This is a genomic window from Erwinia wuhanensis (assembly GCF_030484085.1).
In the GTDB taxonomy this organism is placed as follows: domain Bacteria; phylum Pseudomonadota; class Gammaproteobacteria; order Enterobacterales; family Enterobacteriaceae; genus Erwinia; species Erwinia aeris.
Genome location: NZ_JAUJUH010000001.1, coordinates 718,158 through 739,067, shown reverse-complemented (window position 1 = coordinate 739,067; position 20,910 = coordinate 718,158). Strand labels below are relative to the sequence as shown.

11 protein-coding genes are annotated in these 20,910 nt (G+C 49.5%); 4 read left to right on the top strand and 7 right to left on the bottom strand.

The genetic code is table 11. The features are described 5' to 3' along the window. Positions 1-98 precede the first annotated feature (98 nt). The 4 genes from QZH36_RS03290 to QZH36_RS03275 all read right to left on the bottom strand — a co-directional run bounded on the left by QZH36_RS03290 (position 99) and on the right by QZH36_RS03275 (position 4,606). Positions 99-2,219: a peptidase domain-containing ABC transporter gene (locus tag QZH36_RS03290; RefSeq protein ID WP_253454401.1), complete on the bottom strand. Its 2,121-nt coding sequence runs from the start codon at positions 2,217-2,219 to the stop codon at positions 99-101. Continuing rightward, complete coding sequence (locus QZH36_RS03285) at positions 2,212-3,498, bottom strand: HlyD family secretion protein (RefSeq protein WP_301729646.1); 1,287 nt, start codon at positions 3,496-3,498, stop codon at positions 2,212-2,214. Before QZH36_RS03285 ends, QZH36_RS03290 begins: the two co-directional genes overlap by 8 nt. Positions 3,499-3,599: 101 nt before the next feature. Then, positions 3,600-3,845, bottom strand: a complete 246-nt coding sequence (locus tag QZH36_RS03280; RefSeq protein ID WP_253454399.1) for a hypothetical protein — start codon at positions 3,843-3,845, stop codon at positions 3,600-3,602. A gap of 2 nt (positions 3,846-3,847) precedes the next feature. Then, positions 3,848-4,606, bottom strand: coding sequence for a hypothetical protein (locus tag QZH36_RS03275; protein WP_301729645.1), 759 nt, complete (start codon positions 4,604-4,606; stop codon positions 3,848-3,850). Positions 4,607-4,984: 378 nt separating this feature from the next. On the opposite strand from QZH36_RS03275, the gene QZH36_RS03270 reads away from it, so the two are divergent. Next, positions 4,985-6,135, top strand: a protein-coding gene (locus QZH36_RS03270) for an IS3 family transposase (protein ID WP_253459590.1) whose coding sequence is annotated in 2 segments (ribosomal slippage) — positions 4,985-5,243 and positions 5,243-6,135 — 1,152 coding nt in all. Because the reading frame shifts where the segments join, the coding sequence is not laid out codon by codon here. A gap of 230 nt (positions 6,136-6,365) precedes the next feature. Here QZH36_RS03270 and QZH36_RS03265 read toward each other — a convergent pair. Then, positions 6,366-7,106, bottom strand: a complete 741-nt coding sequence (locus QZH36_RS03265; protein ID WP_301253446.1) for an SDR family oxidoreductase — start codon at positions 7,104-7,106, stop codon at positions 6,366-6,368. Positions 7,107-7,393: 287 nt separating this feature from the next. Continuing rightward, complete coding sequence (locus QZH36_RS03260; protein ID WP_301729644.1) at positions 7,394-7,987, bottom strand: PDC sensor domain-containing protein; 594 nt, start codon at positions 7,985-7,987, stop codon at positions 7,394-7,396. Between the two features lie 455 nt (positions 7,988-8,442). On the opposite strand from QZH36_RS03260, the gene QZH36_RS03255 reads away from it, so the two are divergent. From QZH36_RS03255 to QZH36_RS03245, 3 genes are read left to right on the top strand one after another with little or no spacing between them, the layout of a single operon-like run. Continuing rightward, complete coding sequence (locus tag QZH36_RS03255) at positions 8,443-9,594, top strand: MFS transporter (protein ID WP_301253448.1); 1,152 nt, start codon at positions 8,443-8,445, stop codon at positions 9,592-9,594. Further along, entirely contained in the window at positions 9,555-10,781 is a 1,227-nt protein-coding gene (locus QZH36_RS03250; protein ID WP_301729643.1) for an aminotransferase class I/II-fold pyridoxal phosphate-dependent enzyme, read from the top strand. The genes QZH36_RS03255 and QZH36_RS03250 overlap by 40 nt, the downstream gene beginning before the upstream one ends. Positions 10,782-10,826: 45 nt before the next feature. Next, on the top strand, positions 10,827-12,038 hold the full coding sequence (locus QZH36_RS03245; RefSeq protein ID WP_253454406.1) for an aromatic amino acid transport family protein: 1,212 nt from the start codon (positions 10,827-10,829) through the stop codon (positions 12,036-12,038). A gap of 244 nt (positions 12,039-12,282) precedes the next feature. On the opposite strand, the gene QZH36_RS03240 is transcribed toward QZH36_RS03245, so the two are convergent. Then, a complete protein-coding gene (locus QZH36_RS03240) occupies positions 12,283-20,868 on the bottom strand; it encodes a glycoside hydrolase family 94 protein (protein WP_301729642.1) in 8,586 nt (2,861 codons plus the stop codon). Positions 20,869-20,910: the final 42 nt, after the last annotated feature.

Genomic DNA, 20,910 nt, shown 5'->3' with positions numbered 1-20,910 from the left:
CGGGTTATGGCTGAGGCGCACCGCAGCAGGGTGAGGAGCGAACAGCCAAAACCTGGCCCCGGTATATGAAGCCAGGCGGGCTTATGGCAGCCCCGGCATTAGATGCGTTTATGAACAACTGAAAGATTGATTACCCGATCGGCAGAGGCGATGGTGGAAGGCCGATGAGCGATGATGACACGGGTAATATTCAGGCCACGTATAGCCATATTGATCAGCGCTTCATTATGCTCGTCCAGATGACTTGTTGCCTCATCCATAAACAGTATGCCGGGCCGTCGATATAAAGCCCGGGCAATAAATATGCGCTGCCGTTGTCCGCCTGATAATCCTTCGCCAAGCTCCCCGGTTAGCGTATCGTAGCCCATAGGCAATGCCATAATGTCATCGTGAATGTGGCTGAGACGGGCGCACGCTTCAAGCCAGGCCTCATCAGGCATGTCACCGAACCCGGTAATATTTTCCCGCATTGACCCTGCGAACAACCGATCCTCCTGGAGAATGCAGGATACAGCCCGACGATAGCTTTCCACACCGCCTGCATAGATATCTTTACCATCAGCCAGAACGTTTCCTCCGGAAGGTGGCACAAGTCCACATAATATTTTCATAAGCGTGGTCTTACCACAACCTGAAGGTCCGGTAATAGCAACACTTTCTCCTGCACAAAGAGTAAGATTTAAATCCTGTAGCACAGGCGAAGACTGGGCATCATGACGGAACAAAAGTTCTTTCGCTTCCAGCACGATAGCTTTTCCAGGTTTAAATTGTTCCGTTAAGGGTGATATGGGTTCGGGCGTAGTATGCGCAATATCTGCGATCCGCTCGCCATGTAATGAAAGCATTCCTAATCGCAGGAACATCTCAGTGAGGGAAAGCGCCCGTCCCGTAAACATTTCTCTGAAGACGCCAAACGCTACAAATGCGCCTAATGAAAGACTGTGCGTCATCACGGCGCTGATACCCAGCCAGAGGATGACAATATTATCCAGGGCTCCGGTCAGCCCGCTAACTGCATTAAATAAAATATCAAAGCGGCGTCGGTTAACGCCGGCATTTGCAGCTTCAACTTCCAGCGTCAGCCAGTTGCGCCCACGCTGCGACGCCAGACCCTGTGCCCGGAGTGTGGCGATGCCCCAAAGCGACTCGCTAAAATGCGAAGCAGCCGTTGCATTTTTTATCAGTTGTTCCTCAGCCAGCTGGCGATAGCGGGGAAAAGTTATTAAACGCATTAAAACCGCTATCAGCACAAAGCCAACCACCACGCAACAAAGCAGAGGCCCCCCGTAAACCGCCAGCAAGATCAGTGAGCCAATCAACATAATGCCGTCAATGATGCTACCGGTAATATCGTGAACAAAGCTGTCCCGCAGAATGCCAAGTGAGGCAAAACGGGACTGTATATCCCCCATTCTCCTTTTTGAAAACCAGGGCAGGGGAAGCGACAATAAATGTCTTAATAATCCTTCTTTCCACTGTATGTCTGTCAAAGTGTCCGTAATCATCACAGTCCAGGAACGAAGCAAATTAAGACCTGTTTGCAGCAGAATTAGCATCCCTAAAGACAAACAAACCAGCTCCAGGAGCCCGCGATCGGAAGAGGGAACAACATGGTCGAGGGCAATCTGGGTACCTACCGGTAACAGCAGACTGATACATTCAGTCATAACAGACAGACAAAATACTTTAATCAACGCCGGGCCAAAACCGGTAATACCACGTATCAACTCTGTAGGTCTGACACGTGATGACTTTTTCTGGCGGCTAAAATTACGATCGGGCCATAACTCCAGCGCAGCACCAGTAAAGCTTTGCGACAGTGTCTGACTACTGACCGTTCGTCGGCCATATGCAGGATCATGGATAACAGCCTTGTCACCTTTGAGACTGACCAACACGATGAAATGACTGAAATCCCAGTGGAGCACACACGGCAATCGCAGTGCTGAAAGTTCTTCCAGATCCAGTGACAGTGCCCGCCCGGCCAGTCCAAGGTTGCCAGCAATGGCATGCAGGGTGCCCAGCGTTGCCCCACGTGAAGAGAGGCCGCTTTCACTGCGCAATGTAAACAAATCTGTATGATGACCATGCCAGCCTGCGATCATGGCCATACAGGCAAGTCCACACTCCGCAGCCTCGGTCTGAAGGATGAGGGGCACCCGACGACGAGGAGAAAAATTTAGACGTCTTTGAAGCCAGGCAAGTTTTTCGTTATCCATTAATTGCTCCGCGCGTGCTGTCCCGCATTTCATAAAGCGGCGACAGAACCCACTGCCATAGCCGGCGCTTTTCCAAAAAAAGCGTGCAGTCTGCCCGAAGCCCGTTGCCCGCTTTAAGACGTTGCCCCTGCCATACAAAATGTGTCACGTCAGGTGTGATGGTTAGTCTGTACCAGGTTTGTGGTATACCTGTATCAGCGCCGGGTGCGCTGGCCCAGTGCGAACGTTCCTGCATACCGGCAGGTGTGACCGAGACCTCTGCAATGCGGCCGGGAAATAACCCGAATTTTTCCGATGGAAAAGCGCTATAGCGAATATTGACCGGCGCGTCGGTTTTTATAAAGGGCAGGGCACTGTCCGGGATCCACATCACCAGTTCCCAGTGTGGTTTAACATCCGGAATAATTTGTGCCAGCGTATCGCCCGAACGGGTGCTTTGCCCCAATGTAAGACTGACCGTATCTACCCGACCATTAACCGGAGAGGTAATTAAAAGCGTGCCGGAAGCATCATCTTCTGTATTCTGACGAGCCAGTACACTCCGCTGCATTTCCATGCGAAATATTTCATTGTCAAAATCAGCTGCACGTGTGCGTATATCACCCTCAAGCGCAAGAACCTGTAATGCATTCTGCTCACGTTGACCGCTCAAAGTGAGATGATCATTTTGCTGCTGATAAAAAAGAGAGGTCTGCTGAGAAAGTTGATCGCGATTTATTAATCCTGCCTGCTGATAGCGCCGATAGCTTTCCATGTTTTGTTTCATCTCTTTCAGGCCTGAAGCTGCCTGTTTAAGAATTTTAGTGGAATGTTCAAATGCCGCAGCATAACTTGCCTTTTCCTGTTCAAGCGTGGCAAGAGTAATACGCCGGTTTTCACGAAGGCGCCCTATAATATCATCGACGATTCTAAGTTGTTCTTGTGTACTTTGTCTGTGTTGCACGCTGACCACACCCGAACGTGTTGTACGACTAATATTAATCTCATACAGCGGCTGTCCTTTTTTGACATTATCGCCTGGGCTAACAAATTTGTTTATAACAAAGCCCTGATCCGGAGACGCGACAGTAACAGGGCGAGGTACGGATGCAAGCTCACCACTTACGGTTACACGATGTGTATAACTACCAAAAGTAAGAAGGAGAGTAAGTGAGATAAGAAAAATGGCGGTAATAAGCAGATGTACCCATACTGGAAGTCCACGCACCAGCAGGGCTTTTCCTTTCCATACGTTAGTTCTGTGTGTAATAGCCGACTGCCGATAGAGAGATGAGTTCATGTTACCCTGCATGCCCCGAAAATCAGAGGGGTTTCCTGTCAGTAACAAACCGTATTATGCGGCAACCGGTACCTGAAGCCGCATTAAACTGAGGCTAAGAATTAATGCTTGCCGCCACGGTCGCTTTTGCTATTGCCGTTGCGGCCAGAGTGTGATTTGCCGGAGTTACCGCTGTTACCTCTGCCTGCATCCGGTGCGTTAATGCCGCAGCCTGCATGAACGCTCACTGATGTTGAAGAGCCACCGTGACCGTCATGCGTGGAAGAGTAGGAACCGCCAATTGAGCAGCTACCAATTGAAAAACCACCAGCAACCACATCCATTTCATTCAAAGAAAGTTCACGCATTGTTACTTCTCCTGATTACAATAATGGGCAAAGATGACGTGTTTTTTTCTCATTGACATAAGCCATTGAGAAGATGTAGTGGCAAAAGAGATATTCTTTATGCCAAATCTGTTCATATCTTCCGGAGAATATGAAAACCATTTTTCCGGGAAAGTATCGTGATAGTTATTTTTTAGCTGTGGGCAATAACATATCTCATTTCTTACCCCTGCCTCCTTGTAAAAGAGTGCTTCCTTTTTCTTTATCTGTTGAACGGATTCAAGCCTGAAAAATTCTGCGCGGGTTATATCCCCAGAAATTTCAACTTCTTGCTCTGGTCCGTTGGCGCCACCGTGCCACAGGATGTATGAATCATTATTAATTAATTTACGGTTACCTGCCACAAATAGATAGTTAGCACACGCAGAGGCACAGACGCTGCGAACTTCTATATCCATATTATTTTTTTTAATGTAACTGGCTATGGATAAAGCATTTTCCACATCTCCACCAATGCTGTTAACAGAGACGGTTTTGATTCTGGAGTTGCCGATTTCTTTTAAGAATAATACATAGGCCTCATTTGTTATTTGGCCGTCAAAGTAAAGAACATCCCCTTTCTTAACTATTTCAGGAGGATTATTCAAAACCCGTTCATCCTGGATGTCTATCTTTTGACTGGCCGGTAAAACGCCCGAACTTATAAAAATGCTACTAACGGAAATAAAAATTTTTATTACTTTTTTAAGGTTTTTTTTCTGCAAAAGAAAAGGGTTAATCATTTTCTCTCTGATATATAATTAATTTTCCGGAAAAGCGGCGGTCATCAATGCTTTGTAAGGTATGTCATTATTAAGTTTATTTTAAGTCAATAAAAGTAACATAATGTAAATTATTGGTCTTTTTGTTCAATTTTACTGAATGAAAAGATATGGAGTTGGTGAATTTATTACAAAAAACTGACCAGGCACCAGCTTTCATCACTTGCAGTGTGTCCACCTTAAGATTAAGGCCAAACAGATAGCTGAAAAAAAATGAATAAATAATGAATCGTCCCTACTAAAAATAGTGCTTGTCATCATGAAAAAACGCTATGATCTTACCCAGCAATAGTGGACACGCGACTAAGTGAGTAAACTCTCAAGCAAGAGGTGACTCACATGACAAAATCAGTATCAACCACCAAAAAGCCACGCAAGCAACATACACCTGAATTCCGCAACGAAGCCATGAAACTGGCCGAGCGCATTGGTGTGGCCGCAGCCGCCCGCGAACTCAGCCTTTATGAGTCGCAAATTTACACCTGGCGTAGCAAGCGGCAGCAACAGGCAACGTCCTCTGAACGTGAGAGCGAACTCGCCGCTGAGAATGCCCGCCTCAAACGCCAACTGGCTGAACGGGACGAGGAGCTGGCCATTCTCCAAAAGGCCGCGACATACTTCGCCAGACGCCTGAAATGAAGTATGTCTTTATCGAAAAGCATCAGGCTGAGTTCAGTATTAAAGCCATGTGCCGGGTACTGCAGGTCGCCCGCAGTGGCTGGTATGCCTGGCGTCAGCGTCGTCACCAGATAAACCGACGTCAACAGTTCCGACTTGTCTGCGATGATGCGGTTCGACAGACCTTTGCCAGGGCAAAACAGCGTTATGGAGCACCTCGTCTTGCTGATGAACTGCCGGAGTACAACATCAAGACTATCGCCGCCAGTCTGCGTCGTCAGGGGCTGCGGGCGAAAGCCTCGCGCCGGTTCAGCCCGGTCAGTTACCGTGAGCATGGTCTGCCAGTATCCGAGAATCTGTTGAATCAGGACTTTTACGCCAGCGGCCCGAATCAGAAGTGGGTGGGTGACATCACGTATCTGCGCACCGGTGAAGGCTGGCTGTATCTGGCGGTGGTGATTGACCTGTGGTCGCGGTCAGTCATTGGCTGGTCGATGTCCTCACGGATGACGGCACAGCTTGCCTGCGATGCACTGCAGATGGCGTTATGGCGGCGTAAACGCCCGGAAAATGTCATCGTGCACACAGACCGGGGTGGTCAGTACTGTTCAACGAATTACCAGAGCTTACTGAAACGGCATAATCTGCAGGGCAGTATGAGCGCTAAAGGCTGTTGTTACGACAATGCCTGTGCGGAAAGCTTCTTTCACTCACTGAAGGTGGAATGTATCCACGGAGAGAACTTTGCCAGCCGGGAAATAATGCGAACGGCAGTGTTTAATTATATCGAGTGCGATTACAATCGCTGGCGTCGTCACAGTGCCTGTGGCGGTCTTAGCCCGGAACAGTTTGAAAACCAAAACCTCGCTTAGGGCCGTGTCCACATTACGTGGGTAGGATCAGGCTTTTGTAGATGCTCTGCCTGCAGCTGAAACCGACTGTAATTAGAAAAAAGAAAAGTATCCTTCTGGACTCCTCCGGCTCGCCAAATTCTGATGGTGCAAGGCAAGGTCAACTCCTGCAGCTGGCTTAAAGTCTGCTATGAGCGAGGAGCGGACATCATTGGATTAATTTTAACTGCTTTCCTGAATCCTTTTGACTATCAGTTATGAACCAGCCCGCCATCTACAGCATACTGGCTGCCGGTAACATAAGATGCGTCATCGGAAAGGAGGAAGAGTGCAACTGCAGCCGCCTCTTCAGCTGTTCCTGCACGGCCCAAAGGAACCTGGCTTACAACAAAATCTTCAAACTGCTGACGCGACGCCTCTGGCATAAAGTGCCTGAAGTTGGTTTCAATCGGGCCCGGCACCAATGTATTAGCGCGGATACCGCGTACGGCCAGCGCAGATGCCCAACTTTTGACCATAGCGATAACGGCACCTTTAGTCGCTGCATACAGGCTTGTCATCGCCGCACCTTCATATACAGAGGAAGAAGAAGTAACCAGAACGGACGCGCCTGAAGTAAGTGATTCCGAGAGGGCTGCCAGCTGCAGCATCGGGCCGCGCACATTAGCGTTCATCATACGATTGAAAGACTCCGCCGTTACAGATTCCGGAGAGCCTACTTCAGCAAAGCCGGCATTTAGCCATAATCCATCAAGTGAACCCCAGCCGTTAATAGCCTCTCCCAGTTCATGTATGTCAGTCTCGCTTGCAGCATCGCTTTTCAGAATAAGCGAAGCTGCAGGAAGCAGGCTGCGTGCACGCTCCAGCCTTTCTTCATTAAGCCCGGTAATGGCTACATGGCCACCTTCATTGACAATACGCTTAGCGCCTGCGAGCCCCATGCCACTGGTGCCGCCCGTAATTAGTATCCGTTTCCCCTGAAATCTGCCCACGCTTACTCCCTTTATTTGGCTGTGAAATCAGCATTTACCTTACGAAAAAAACACACGATTCGTCATCTGTTTCATTACGCAACGATGGGCACAGCTGGATTGCTGCGTGAATGTCCGCTTTTGGCACAAAGCGGACATCGTCTTATGCAGCAGTCAGCTCTGTGCCGGTAGCGCATTTACCAGCGATAAATATGCGAACAGAATCGGCAATAATGAAAGACAGGTCTCAATAAGTGGGGACAAATCTTCCCAGCGCCGGACAGCATGCCCTTACCCGGAAAACCATTTTAACTCATGTCATGAATGCGGTTACGGTCGTTGCTTTTCGCCTTATAAAGCGCCCTGTCAGCCTGCTGCTTAAGACGGTCAGCCTGGTCTGCCTGGCCGTCAGAAAGTTCAAGCTGGTTTCTGACGTTAGCCTTTACCTGCCGGAGCACAAACATACCCATGCCGGTAATCATTACAAGCAACACGAGGTTCAGCACAACGTCGGCAGCGTTGGCAGAGAACCACGCCGTCCTGATTGCATCACGGTCATATCCCGCCGTGACTATCAGGGGATACTGCTCAAGACGGGCGTAGCCATATACCCGCTCGACGCCGTCCAGTGCTGAACGCCACGTAGCGCTGCCACTGGCTGACGTTTTCAGGACCGTTGTGAACAGCGGGCTGGAGGAAAGGCTGCGGTTAATGGCCGTGTCCGGAAAAGGGCGTATATACAACACGGAGGTGTCAACCAGTATCAGCGCCAGGACGTCGCGTTCATGCAGCGTATAGTAACTGTAGAACTGCCGGAAGTAGTCAACCCTTACCATAGCCAGCGCGATGCCGGCGAAACGACCTGCCTCATCATTCAGGCGCACCGCATCAGATAACCTCATTTAATATATGAGGCGCTACCAGTCAACAGTTCCATCTTCATTTGTTATAAAAATGTCACATAAAAGTGTAAAGTTAACAAATCACTTTTTTAGCAGATTTCTATCTGTCATGTGGTTAAAAACCGATCACGATTTTATCATCTATCGTTATTGCTGGGTTTGCGGTGAATGATTCTTAATTCTTTCCTTTCAGTAGCACTATCTGTGTAATCATTATTTTACAAATAGATTTCTAACCGGAATTAAATTGTTTTTTTCGTGAACAGAATACCTTAAAGAGTTGATCATTAATCGTACAGTTAATCAATATGTTATTGATTTTAATATTATTTTTATTTAAAGGAGGTTTTTTTTAGCTGAACGCTGTATAGCACTATGATTACATAAGATAAATTGATATTTATAAGTTGTTTTGATAGCTTGGTTGCTCTTTAGAGCTTAAGCTAATTTTGATTATGAACCGAGTGTATTTATATCTTGTAATGGCTGCATCTGTGTCAGCTCTGGCTACCGACATGATTGTTCCGGCTCTGCCAGATCTGCAAAAAGTTTTTCAGGTTGATTATTCGCTTATTCAGCTTTCGGTCAGCGGGTTTCTTATCATTTATGCTATCAGCCAGTTATGTGTAGGCTTTGTAAGTGAAAGGTTAGGAAAAATAAAAACGATAACGGCAGGTTTTATCGTTTTTTCAGCAGGTAGCCTGCTGTGCTATATGGCTGAAAATATCTATTTACTTATGGCAGGAAGATTTATACAGGCCGTGGGTGCTGGCGCAGGACCGGTATTATCCAGAGCTATCGCAAAAGATAGTTTTCCAGCAGAAAGCTTAAAAAAAGCCCTATCTGACATTTCCTCTGCCAGTGCTATAGTTCCTCTGCTCGCACCGCTCGCGGGCGGAGCAATGCTGGGTTATGTAAGCTGGAACTACATATTTTTAACGATGTTCATTTTTGGAATAATCACGGTCATTCTTGCTCCGAAAAGTTTACCTGGTTCAGGAGAGAAGCCTGAAGAATATAACGGCAGCTTTATGACAACCGAATTTTTTTCGGGGACAGCTTTGGTTTCCTTGATTCTGAGTTCGCTTTTTTGTTTTATTACGTTGACGCCTGTAATTTTTATTGAAAATTTAAAGTTTACGCCTTTTCAATACTCACTGGTCTTTTCACTTTCTGTTCTTTTTTTCATAGCAGGAAATCAGGCTTCAAAGCTTAACGCATTCACAAATCCATTTTTACTTTTTGGAATCAATGCACTGTCATTAGTTCCTTTGATTATCGGAAATCCTGATCCAGTTTTATATTTACTCTCTGCCATTGTGTTCAATTTTACATTAGGTGCATATTACCCAGTCGCTCATTTCACCGCATTGCAGATTAAAGGTAATAAAACGGGAGTAGCTTCATCATTGACCGGATTTACGCAAACTGTCTGTGCAGGTGTTATTAGTTATTGTGTAACAAAATCTACTTCTTTAGGGATTGGATTTGAAAAAGTGATGGGGTTAAGTGGATTATCCCTGGCGATTTTGTCATTACTGGTAGTTAGCTATTTAAGGAGAGCGAAGTGCAGAACTGGCAAAGAAACAAAATTGAGAAATCTGTAAAATATCAAACACGTGTTTTTTCGGAAAACATCAATGAGTTGATTGTCACTGAAAGAGAGGGAAAAAAAATCAGACTCGATGATGGAAGGGAAATGATCGAGTTTGTGTCCTGCTCTTATCTTGGTATCGAAACGCACAAAAAACTTAAAGTGGCTGTATATGAAGCAATGGAGCGTTTTGGCGTACAACTTTCGGTGGCAAGAACGCGAATTAAGCCAGACATTTTTAGGGATATTGAAAGTAAACTAAGCGCCATCATGAAAGGTGCATGCACCCTTACTTTCAATGCGGTGACGCCATGTCATATCGCGGTTTTGCCATTACTGGCATCAGGGGCATTGCCAAAATACACTTTTAGCAATAAACCTTATTTCATACTTGAAAAAACAGCGCACGCTACCTTGCAAATTAATCGGGGGCTGTTGCAGCAATTTGGCGATGTGGCGCGTATAGATTTCCAGGATCACAAAAAAATTGAAGAGGCATTTAAGTTTGCCTATGATAATGGCCTTACGCCGATATCTATCTCTGACAGTGTAGGCTCTATGGGCGGCGTGGCGCCGGTTAAGTTTCTGACGAAGTTAATTAGTCAGTATAATGGTTATGCTTATATTGATGACGCTCATGGAACCTCTATCTTCGGTGAAAACGGCTCCGGTTATGTAATGGAATGCCTCGACAATAAGCTGGACGACAGGATTATTATTACGGGATCGCTGTCTAAAGCTTTTGGTTCGCATGGAGGATTTATTGCATGCAACTTCGAGGAAACGATTAAATTCATTAAAACCTACGGGACCACGTACGCATTTGGCGGTCCTCCTAGCTTGCCGGGAATGGCGGCATGCCTGGCCGCTGCTGACCTACACCTTGATGGCACCGTTGCCAGGAGACAGGTGCAGTTGCAGGACGTTATCGCATATTTTGATGAAAAATTTGCTGATACTGACGTCATCAACAGAGGGACAAGAATGCCGATACGAGGTATTCTCATCGGTAATGAAGATACCGCAATCACGATGTGTAAGAAGATGCACCAACATGGATTCGCTACTACTGTGGCGATGTTCCCTACGGTCGCAGAGGGGAATGCCATACTGAGGTGTGCTATTTCAGCATTACATGAAAAAGAACATATCGATCGTTTTCACAACTGTTTTAAACTAGCCTATAACGAAGTAATGTAGTCTGTCTTTTGCCCGGCCTTTGCCGGGCATTATGAGAAATGGAATATGATGAAAAATATTGCCGGGCTCAGCCATGGAACAACCTTAGTGGTTGCAACGATAGTGGGTGGAGGCATGTTTGCGCTTCCTCTGGCTCTTGAAAATGTATGGTTTACAAAAGGGGTAATCACGTTATCGATCTCAGCATTTTTCATGCTTCTAACCGGATTAATGCTGGTTGATGTAAATTTGCGATTTCCTTCCGGGACAAGCTTTCATACTTTTACAAAGGATCTTCTGGGCCACAGGATCAGCGTGATCGTTAATGCAAGCTTTCTGTTTGTTCTCTATGTAATCACTTATGCTTATATCTCTGGCGCATCGTCTGCCTTTTCCGGGGTGCTTAATAAATTATTTGGCATTAATGGAGCGACATGGTCTGTTTTGTTAATCACTTTTCTGGTTTCATCTCTGATTTACATGGGTGGGTCGACAGCAAATTACGTTATTTCATTTTTCGTTGCAGCAAAATTTATAACTTTTTTCCTAGCCACCGGTAGTTTGCTTGAAAGTGTCAAACTTCAATATTTAACTGACAACCCCGAATTAAATGGCGTCTCTTCGTTTATTTTAATCATTCCAGTCTGCATTATATCCTTTGGGTTTCATGGAAGTATTCCCTCGCTCATCAAAATTTATGGTCGGACTAATTATAAAAAGGTTGTTGGAAGCTTATGTGCAGGCGTATTTATTTCGGCATTCATCTACTATTACTGGTTAACCCTATCTATGGGTGTGGTTGATAAGGCCACCTTTGCAGAAATCAAGCGTTCCGGCGGTAATATAGGTCCTTTCATCAGAATGATTGAAGGCGCGAAAGCGGTAGCATCAATGGAAGTGATACTGGTTTTTTTCGCAATGTTTGCCATATTATCTTCTTTGCTCTCAGCTTCGTTAGGTTTGTGTGATTACTTTCGTGACTTATTGAAAAACCGGATGGTAAAGAAAAATGAAATGTTACCTGTTCTTTTGACGTATTTACCTCCGGCTCTGTTTTGTATTATCAAGCCTGATGGTTTTCTGCTTGCCATTTCCTATGCTGGCATAGCACTTGTTATATGGGCAGTGTTACTCCCGCCGGTTTTACTTCTTGTCGCCCGAAAAAAAGGCGTGGCTGCGACCTATCATTTTCCTTTGAGCGATAATACATTAAAGTTATTTTTGATGGTGGGTACTTTGATGTGGATTTTCATGGTGGCAGAAGTTTTTATCAACTGACAGCATACGCTGCCATTAACACTGGTTAGCTGTCCCCGGAATTAAACACAACATCTATCACACCATCTCGATTCACAAACGTCCGCTTTTGGCACAAAGCGGACATGTGTGCGGGACAAGGTGCGCTATGAGCGAAAAGCGGACTTCGCATAACAACATATCTTTTGCACACGGCTACCAACTTAACGTTGCAGTGTGTCATCCACACCTGTTATTTCTACTTTATGCTCATCGCCTCCTTTTCTTATTGCTGAATAATATCAATCCTGTGGTTTTGTCTGTCATCAATTAAAAGAATTCTGTCGTCCGGCAACTGAATACCATCCATTGTGACCTGATACGGACTTTCACCACGTGCAATACTGATGCAATACTGACTCTGCCCGTGTTGATAGGTCATGCTAAAGGAAGGCCAGTCATCAGGTAATTGTGTGCGAATAACCAGCGTTTCACCGTAACGTTTTATCCCGAGTAACTCTTCAGTGACCAGACGGTAGGCCCAGCCAGCGGACCCGGTGTACCAGCTCCACCCGGCGCGTCCGGTATGGGGCGTAACGCTGTACACATCTGCACTCATGACATAAGGCTCCGCTTTGTAGGTATTAACGCCCTCAGGCTGAAGCGCGTGGTTTACCGGATTGATCATTGACCACAGTTGCCACGCTCGTGCTTTCTGCCCCATCCTGGCAAACGCCATTACCGCCCAGATGGCACCATGCGTGTACTGGCCCCCGTTTTCCCGCACGCCTGGTAGATAACCCTGTATGTAACCCGGGTTAGTACCGTGACCATTAAACGGGGGCGTTAGCAGCTTGATCAGTCCCGCATCGTTATCCACCAGATAGCTGTCCAGTGACTGCATCGCCTGGGCACTGCGCACAGGATCAGCTGCGCCGGACAGAACGGACCAGCTTTGTGCAATCGCATCGATCCTGCACTCCTGCGATGCCTCTGAACCCAGCGGCGTACCATCGTCAAAATAGCCGCGCAGGTACCACGCACCATCCCAGGCCGAAGAGGCAAGATTTTCTTTCAGGCGCAGCGCTTCTGACTGACATAATGTCGCCACGCATGTATCCTGGCGCTGTTCAGCCAGCGCTGCGAAACGCTGCAAAATATCGTAGAGGAAAAAACCGAGCCAGACGCTTTCACCCTTGCCTTTAATGCCGACCAGATTCATCCCGTCATTCCAGTCGCCAGCCCCCATCAGCGGCAGGCCATGCTGGCCGAAGTGTAGTCCCCGCTTAATAGCTTTTACACAGTGCTGCCACAGCGTCTCTTCAATGTGGCTGATAACCGGCGTATCGTAGACAGATTCTTCGCCGGGCATAAGCGGACGTCCTTCAAGATAGGGAATATGCTGCTCGAGCACCCCGGTATCCCCCGTTGTGTCCACATAGTGACAGACCGCAAGCGGGAGCCACAGGTAGTCATCCGAACAGCGGGTGCGCACGCCATTTCCATGTGGAGGATGCCACCAGTGCTGAACATCCCCTTCAATAAACTGTCGTGAGGCACACAGCACAATCTGACTGCGCAGCCGCTCCGGTGCAACGTTGCTCAGCGCCAGCGTATCCTGCAGCTGGTCTCGGAAACCAAATGCCCCGCCAGACTGGTAATACCCGCTGCGCGCCATAATACGGCATGCTAATGTCTGGTACAGCAGCCAGCCGTTCACCAGCAAATCAACGCTGCTGTCAGGTGTCCGCACCACGACTTTATCGAGAACGTTGTGCCAGAAATGATGAACCTGGTCCAGCGCCTGGCGCGCGTTATGCTCACTCAGAAAACGGGCAACCCTCTCCTGAGCCAGTGTCGGGTTACCCGCCACGCCGAGGACAAAAACAAAGGTTTTCTCGTCACCGTCAATAATGGAGGTTATCGACTGTAGTGCGGCACAGGGATCAAGTCCGGCCCCCGTTTTGCCCGAGAGTCTACGAAGCTTCATGGCGGCCGGGGCGCGCAGTGAGCCATTACGCCCTATAAACTCGCGGCGGTCGCCCGTTACCGTACTCTGAGGATCGTTAACGGCAAAAAAGGCAGTGCGTTCACCGCCGTTAGAACCGTAAAAGTTATTTGCCATTACCGCACTACCATCAGGAAGGCTGGGCGAATGCGTGATGATATGCGCGGCAGAGTGAGTGCGCGTTGCCCCTAGTGTCCATTCCACATAGGCGGTGACAGATAATTTACGTGTACGGCCTGAGTGGTTAGTAAGCTTCAGGATTGTCAGCTTAACCGGAGCCTGTCCGTCCACCAGTACCGTCATTTCACTGTCCAGGCCATATTCACGGTGGGCAAACACGCTGTAACCAAAACCATGGCGGGTGAGATAATCCCCGTGACCGCGCATGGGCAAGGCCATGGGTGACCAGCATGCGCCACTTTCTTCATCGCGCAGATAGAAAGCTTCACCGCTTCGGTCACTCACCGGATCATTTTCCCAGGGCGTTAAACGGTATTCGTGTGCATTTTCAAACCAGCTGTAAGCCTGACCCGCTTCAGAAATCACGCTGCCAAACTCCTCGTTTGCCAGCACATTTGACCAGGGTGCCGGCGTCGGTGCATTTTCTCTTAAGAGGATCTGATATTCACGGCCATCCTGAGAAAATCCGCCGTACCCGTTGAAATGGCTTAACAGGTCAGTATCCGGTATCCAGTCGGTATGGTTACTTTCCTCAGCTGTCACCGACGGCACAAAAGGCCTGACAATTTTTTTTGTTGTATGAAGACGCTGGTTAAGCTGTTCGTTGATGCCGTCAGCGCGATCGTCCAGGCTCAGGCAAGCCACGCTTATCAGCAACTGCTTGTCTTCGGCGGACAAATGATCGCCGTTACGGACAAAAATCCCGCCAGGTTCATCTAACAGGCTGGCTTCTGAACCCGCATAGATTAAATCCATAATCTGCGTCTGCAGCACATGCTGATAGCCACCGGGGCTGTTATTCAGAATAACCAGATCCACCTCCAGCCCTTTCAGTCGCCAGTATCGATGTGCCTGAATCAGTGTGGTCACAGAGGCGATTCTCTCCTCACTGGTGATGCTGATCAGCACAAGCGGCAAATCACCTGAAATACCCCAGCCCCACAGGCCAGACTGACCGCGCCGGTTACGGCTGATGGCCTGTTCGTCACCGCGTAATTCCTGGCAGGGATAAAGTATGGTGCTGGCGAGACGGTTAAACAGCGTCGCGTCGTCTTCACTGGCGTTCATCTGCCGTAACACCACCAGACTGTGGGACCAGGCAAGTTCAAAAACGCGATCGGCGATAGGATGATCGCGGTATTTTTCCATCAGTTTGAGGCTTTGCTGACGGTTTTCGCTGATGCCATAAACGATATCAATGGTGACCGGCTGTCCGGGCTGGAGTGTAATAGCGTGACGTATTGACAGTATCGGATCCAGCACGGCGCCGGAGGTGTTGCTAAGCGGCCCGTCCGTGTTGGCCGCCTGGGCGTCAGCCGGGCTTTTTCCGCGGCCAATAAACCTGGCTCTGTCGGTTTCGAATGAAACGTTCTCTGAATAATCACCATGAACTACCATCATATGAAACAGGTACGGGCTCTGCTCATCCGGCGAGCGTGAACGCCGGTGGCACAGGATGGCATCTCGCGTGGGATCGGTTTCAGTCTGGATAAACAGGTTGCTGAACGCCGGATGTGACTGGTCGCTCGCATCCGGGGCAAGCACCACTTCGGCATAGGTCATCAGCGATAACGCCCGCGGTGTTCGGCCGTGATGCGTCAGGGTGACACGACGTAGTTCGATGTCATCTTCCGGGGAGACCACGACCTGGGTTTTAACGCTGAGCGAGCCGAGCACGCGTCTGAATTCGGCACCCGCATCAGTAAAGATGATTTCGTCGCTGATGTCCGCGCTGCCGCCACCCGTAGGTTGCCAGGTATTACTCCACACTTCGTCAGTGAGCGGATCGCGGATATAACAGAATGTTCCCCAGTTATCCCGGGTGGTATCGCTGCGCCAGCGTGTCAGCGCGATGTTTTTCCAGCGACTGTAACCCCCGCCGCCGGGCGTTATCATCAGATGGTAATGTCCGTTGGACAATAACTGTATTTCGGGCGTTGGACTATCCGCATGGGTGAAAATTCGCGGTTCATAGCGCACAGGCTTCACTCTGCCTTCGTGGGACTCAAAATGGCGGCGCGGGCTGTAGAGATCGACCGCATCGGGAACGCGCTCCTGTAAAAGCAGGCTGGCTGACCTGAATGCGGGGCTCGACATGAACCGCCCGGTCATAGGTGCATCAAGCAGCAGATGTCCCAGCGCCTGGAACCCCATGCCCTGATGGTGCGCCATCCAGGATTGCACCACCAAAAAAAGCTGCCCGGTTGCCAGCCGCGATGGCGTATAGTCCAGCGCTTCATAAAAACCATACTCGCCGTGCGCGCCATTCTTCTCCAGCCTGAGCAGATTTTCGCAGGCCTTTTGCGGTGAAACCAGCAGCGCCAGGAGCGTGGCATACGGGGCTACCACCATATCGTCGGCAAGCCCGCGCCGCAGACCCAGACCGGGTACGCCAAAAGCCTGGTACTGATAATTGTTTTGAACATCAAAAGCATAATAGCCAGACTCGGACACGCCCCATGGCACACCACGCTCTTTGCCCCAGTGTATCTGTCTTATTACCGCGGATTTGCTCATTTCATCCAGCAGACTGCCGCGCCAGGTCGGCATCACCAAATTCGGCATCAGATATTCAAACATTGAACCGCTCCAGGACATCAGGGCGGTTTCACGATTTATAGTGGTAAACAGTCGGCCAAGTGCATACCAGCTTTTAAGCGGTAGCTGATTCATTGCAATAGCGACAAAGCTGGTCAGACGGATTTCAGAGGGAAGCAGATCGTAGTGGCTTTTGTCCAGGGTGTTGGTATCGCAGTTGTAACCCACACTCAGCATGCTGGTGGCATCATTGTAGAGAAACGCAAAATCCATTCGCGCATTATCAGCCAGCCGTTGTTCGAGTTCACTGATAATGGCCAGCCGCAGACGGGCCTGGGCTATCACGGCTGGCGGAGGGATAACTTCCTCAATGCATTGCGCGCCTGCGATCTCACTCAGGGTAGGCAGCAGCTGGGCATTATGCTGCACGGGTAACCAGCCAAGCAGCGTCGACCATTCATCGTTGAGCTGCTGCAGCTGACTGTCCAGACGTGCTGTCCAGCACGCTACAATACTGCTTTGATCTTTAGATCGCTGGATCAGATCGTTGCAGTATGCCTGCATTTTTTGGAGGGCATCCGGCATTTGTCCTGAGGGTAACGACGCTGCACTGATAAACTGCATACGCAGCAGATACAGACTGGCTGGCGCGTTATAACCCCAGTGTTTCTCCAGGGCATGCAGGGTATCGTTCAGCCCCTCCAGTACGTGCGCAACGTTGATGACGGGCTGATGACGCATGGCTGACAGTCCTTCGCGTAGCGTCAGTAAATGACCAGCCATGTTGCCGCTGTCGACGCTGGAAACATAACGCGGGCTAAGCGGAGCAAGCGTGCGGGTGTCATACCAGTTATATAAATGTCCACGGTAGTGCTCCATCTTATCCAGCGTATCGAGCGTTTGTGTGATGCGCTGCAATACTGACCCGGCAGGAAGGTAGCCAAAATCCCATGCCGTAAGGTTAGCCAGCAGGGAAAGGCCGATGTTAGTGGGTGACGTGCGGTGAGCTATTTTCGGTTCAGGGATTTCCTGATAATTGTCGGGGGGAAGCCAGTTTTCCTGGGCTGTAACAAATGTCTCAAAAAAAGCCCAGATTTCTCTGCTGGTCTGACGCAGTAGTTGTTTCTGTTGTGGGCTGGGCAGGAAAGTCTTGCTCGCTGGCGGGCGGCTCAACCAACTCAGCAACAGCGGTGCCAGGCACCACGCCAGGCTAATGATCAGAGCTATCGCCAGCCATTGTGGTGCCAGTAGCAGAGTCAGCGCGGTGAAGGCCACACCACAAGCTACATTCAGCCACATCGCCCGATAAAAACGAAACACAGAAGCGCTGGTCTGAAGATTGTCCGGAATGTGGCTGGTCCATTGGGTGAGATTGCGCTGGCTGATGCCAAGGCGCCAGAGCGTAACGGCGATCGCATACAGTGAATAGCTCGCCTCATGCGGCAATAAAACAAAGTTGAGTCCGGTTCGCGAAATTCGCTTCAGCGCACCGGCCGTAACCAGCGCCAGGTGTTGCCTCAGAGGGCGGCGAAGCGGTTTGTTGACCAGATCGAGAGTGATACAGAACGCGGCAGGCAGCAACCAGATGAGGATTAGCACGCCCAGCCAGTACCCTGGATTAGGCACCAACAACAGTGAGCTAAATAGCAGCACCAGTAAGGCGGGGGCGACCAGACTGCGGCGCAGGTTATCAAACAGTTTCCAGCGAGAGAGAGCCGATAACGGGTTTTTATCCTGTCTGCCATCCGCTTTTCTGACGCGGAACTTAAGCCAGTTAAGCAGTTGCCAGTCGCCACGGATCCAGCGCGTACGGCGCGCGACGTCGGACAGGTAGTTGTTCGGGTACTGCTCGTAGAGTAAGACCTCGCTCAGCAGCCCGGCGCGTGCATAGCATCCTTCAAGAAGGTCATGACTGAGAACCAGATTTTCCGGGCAGGTGTTGGCGGTGGCCTGCACAAAAATATCAACGTCATAAATTCCCTTTCCGACAAAGGATCCCTCTTCAAAAAGATCCTGATAGATATCTGAAGACATCATTGAATAAGGGTTATTACCCGGTACGCTGCTGCGCATGGCCGCATAACGCCCCTGACCGTCTCGGGGCATCTCTTCAGCCAGCCCCGGCTGTAAAATACCGTAGCCTTTGACTACCCTCTGACGCAGCGGATCGTATTCAGGTCTGTTAAGTGGATGTGCCATTGTTGCGACCAGTTTGTGCGCGGTATCACGCGGCAGGAGCGTGTCACTGTCCAGCGTGATGACATACCTGATGTCTGCAGGTAAGCAATTGGCGGGTATGTCTGCAACGCTGGAAAACTGCGTTTCTGGATGACGTAACCAACTGTTCAGTAGCGCCAGCTTGCCTCGTTTACGTTCATAACCCATCCAGATCCCCTGAGAAGCGTTCCATTCAGGCGACCGGTGAAGCAAATAAAAGCGCTGACGGCGACAGGGATAGCGCTGGTTAAGCACGTGCATTGCCGACATTGCCTGACTTAACAGCGTACGTTGTTCTTCCGTACTTTCCGTCGCTGCGTCAGCAAAATCGGTAATCAGCGCGAAACAGAGGTTATCATCTTGATTGCCAAGCCAGCACACTTCAAGACTGGTAAGGAGTTTGCTGAAGCTTTCGCAACTTGTCAGCATGCAGGGGATTGCAACCAGGGTTGAAGAAGCAACCGGAATACCGTCAGAAAAATCCATTCTTGGCAGCGGCCGGGGAGAACGAAAGCGGGTCGTCGCTTCACTCAACATATCGCTGACCAGCTGACTCACCGCCACAATCAGGGGCAGGGCCAGCGGTATCAACCACCAGGCCATTACCGGATTCGCTGTGTCATATAATATTGCAGCCGTTGTCGCCGTGGTTAGCAGGCTCATGCTCCCCAGCCAGGACAACAGGGGAAACCTGTTGAAATTGTGTCGCAGACGTTTGAGGCCGGAGATATTCACTGACAGATGGCGTTCCAGCTGACGACGTCCTTCTCCCATCAGATAGTAACCAATGTGACGATGTGGCATGCCGGGTGCTGTTGTTTCCGCAAGCGCCAGTATGCGGTTCGCCACTTCCGGCTCACTGAGCTGACTTTCCCGGGCCAGAATCTCAATCACATGGCGATAATGATCGCGGGTATCAAAATGCATGCAGGAATATATTCCTGCCGGATCGCGACGTAACGTTTGCTCAACCACGCTGATATCCTCAGCGAAATCGGGCCAGTTGGTTTCATTAAGCAAACGTAATCCGGCAATGCTGTTGCTGACGGAAAGTTGACTGGTCGCAAGCTGCTGGTTAAAGCGATGTATTAGCACCTGGGTAGTGAGGCCTTGTTCGGCAAGGCGTTGTTCTACCCAGCTCAGGGGTAATGCCAGCGCATTACCATGTCCTTGCAGCCGACGAACCATTTCTGCGACAAAAGCACTGCTTAATGGCGGCCGGGAGCGCGCCATGTCGGCGATAACCATGATTAGGTCAGCTGGCGCATTTTCTGCGCATTCAGTCATCCGTGTTATCCATATATCAGCAAGGTCACGTTCATGCTGAGCCTCTACCACCTCAATACTGACCTGACGGAGATTTTCAATCAGCGCCAGGCGTAACATGCCGGGCAATGCCCAGACTTCGCCTAACGTCAGCGGCGTAACCTGCTGATAGGCAGTAATAAAGCTGGTAAGACTGGCGATATCCCAACGCCCGTCGCCATGCACAACGACCTCCGTGGCAATATCATAGATACGCGGACAAAGGTGCGGCGAGGTGAGTGAGGGAAGGCCCTTACCAAAGCTTGGGGGTAAATGCTGACGTACGTTGCGAATTTGCTCTTCAATCAGGTAGTAGTTGTCCAGCAGCCACTCGCCTGCAGGCATGATGCTCGACTTCTTATACTCGTTAAGCGCGTAACAGTTTTGGGTAATTACGGCCTCGTTGTCACCGAGTCGTCTGAGCAGATAGTACGGCATTTTATCCGCAGACAATTTATGAGCGTGAGCCAGGGTTTGACCGTAACGCTCAAGCTGAGAGGCCGAGAACAGCTCCAGGCGCGGACTGTTTTCCGCTGCCGGGTCATTCGAAGAAAACGCAGCGTACCCGGGCGCCTTTGTCAGGGGACGGGAGCGGCGAAACCATGCCATAGGATTCATATTCATAATATTGCTCTGGTGCGACGTTAACGCGCAGGAGCAGTCGAG

Bases quoted from the DNA above. Each gene is read 5' to 3' on its own strand.
- QZH36_RS03290 (WP_253454401.1), bottom strand. From the start codon at position 2,219: ATGGATAACGAAAAACTTGCCTGGCTTCAAAGACGTCTAAATTTTTCT.
- QZH36_RS03285 (WP_301729646.1), bottom strand. From the start codon at position 3,498: ATGAACTCATCTCTCTATCGGCAGTCGGCTATTACACACAGAACTAAC.
- QZH36_RS03280 (WP_253454399.1), bottom strand. From the start codon at position 3,845: ATGCGTGAACTTTCTTTGAATGAAATGGATGTGGTTGCTGGTGGTTTT.
- QZH36_RS03275 (WP_301729645.1), bottom strand. From the start codon at position 4,606: ATGATTAACCCTTTTCTTTTGCAGAAAAAAAACCTTAAAAAAGTAATA.
- QZH36_RS03260 (WP_301729644.1), bottom strand. From the start codon at position 7,987: ATGAGGTTATCTGATGCGGTGCGCCTGAATGATGAGGCAGGTCGTTTC.
- QZH36_RS03255 (WP_301253448.1), top strand. From the start codon at position 8,443: ATGAACCGAGTGTATTTATATCTTGTAATGGCTGCATCTGTGTCAGCT.
- QZH36_RS03245 (WP_253454406.1), top strand. From the start codon at position 10,827: ATGATGAAAAATATTGCCGGGCTCAGCCATGGAACAACCTTAGTGGTT.
- QZH36_RS03240 (WP_301729642.1), bottom strand. From the start codon at position 20,868: ATGAATATGAATCCTATGGCATGGTTTCGCCGCTCCCGTCCCCTGACA.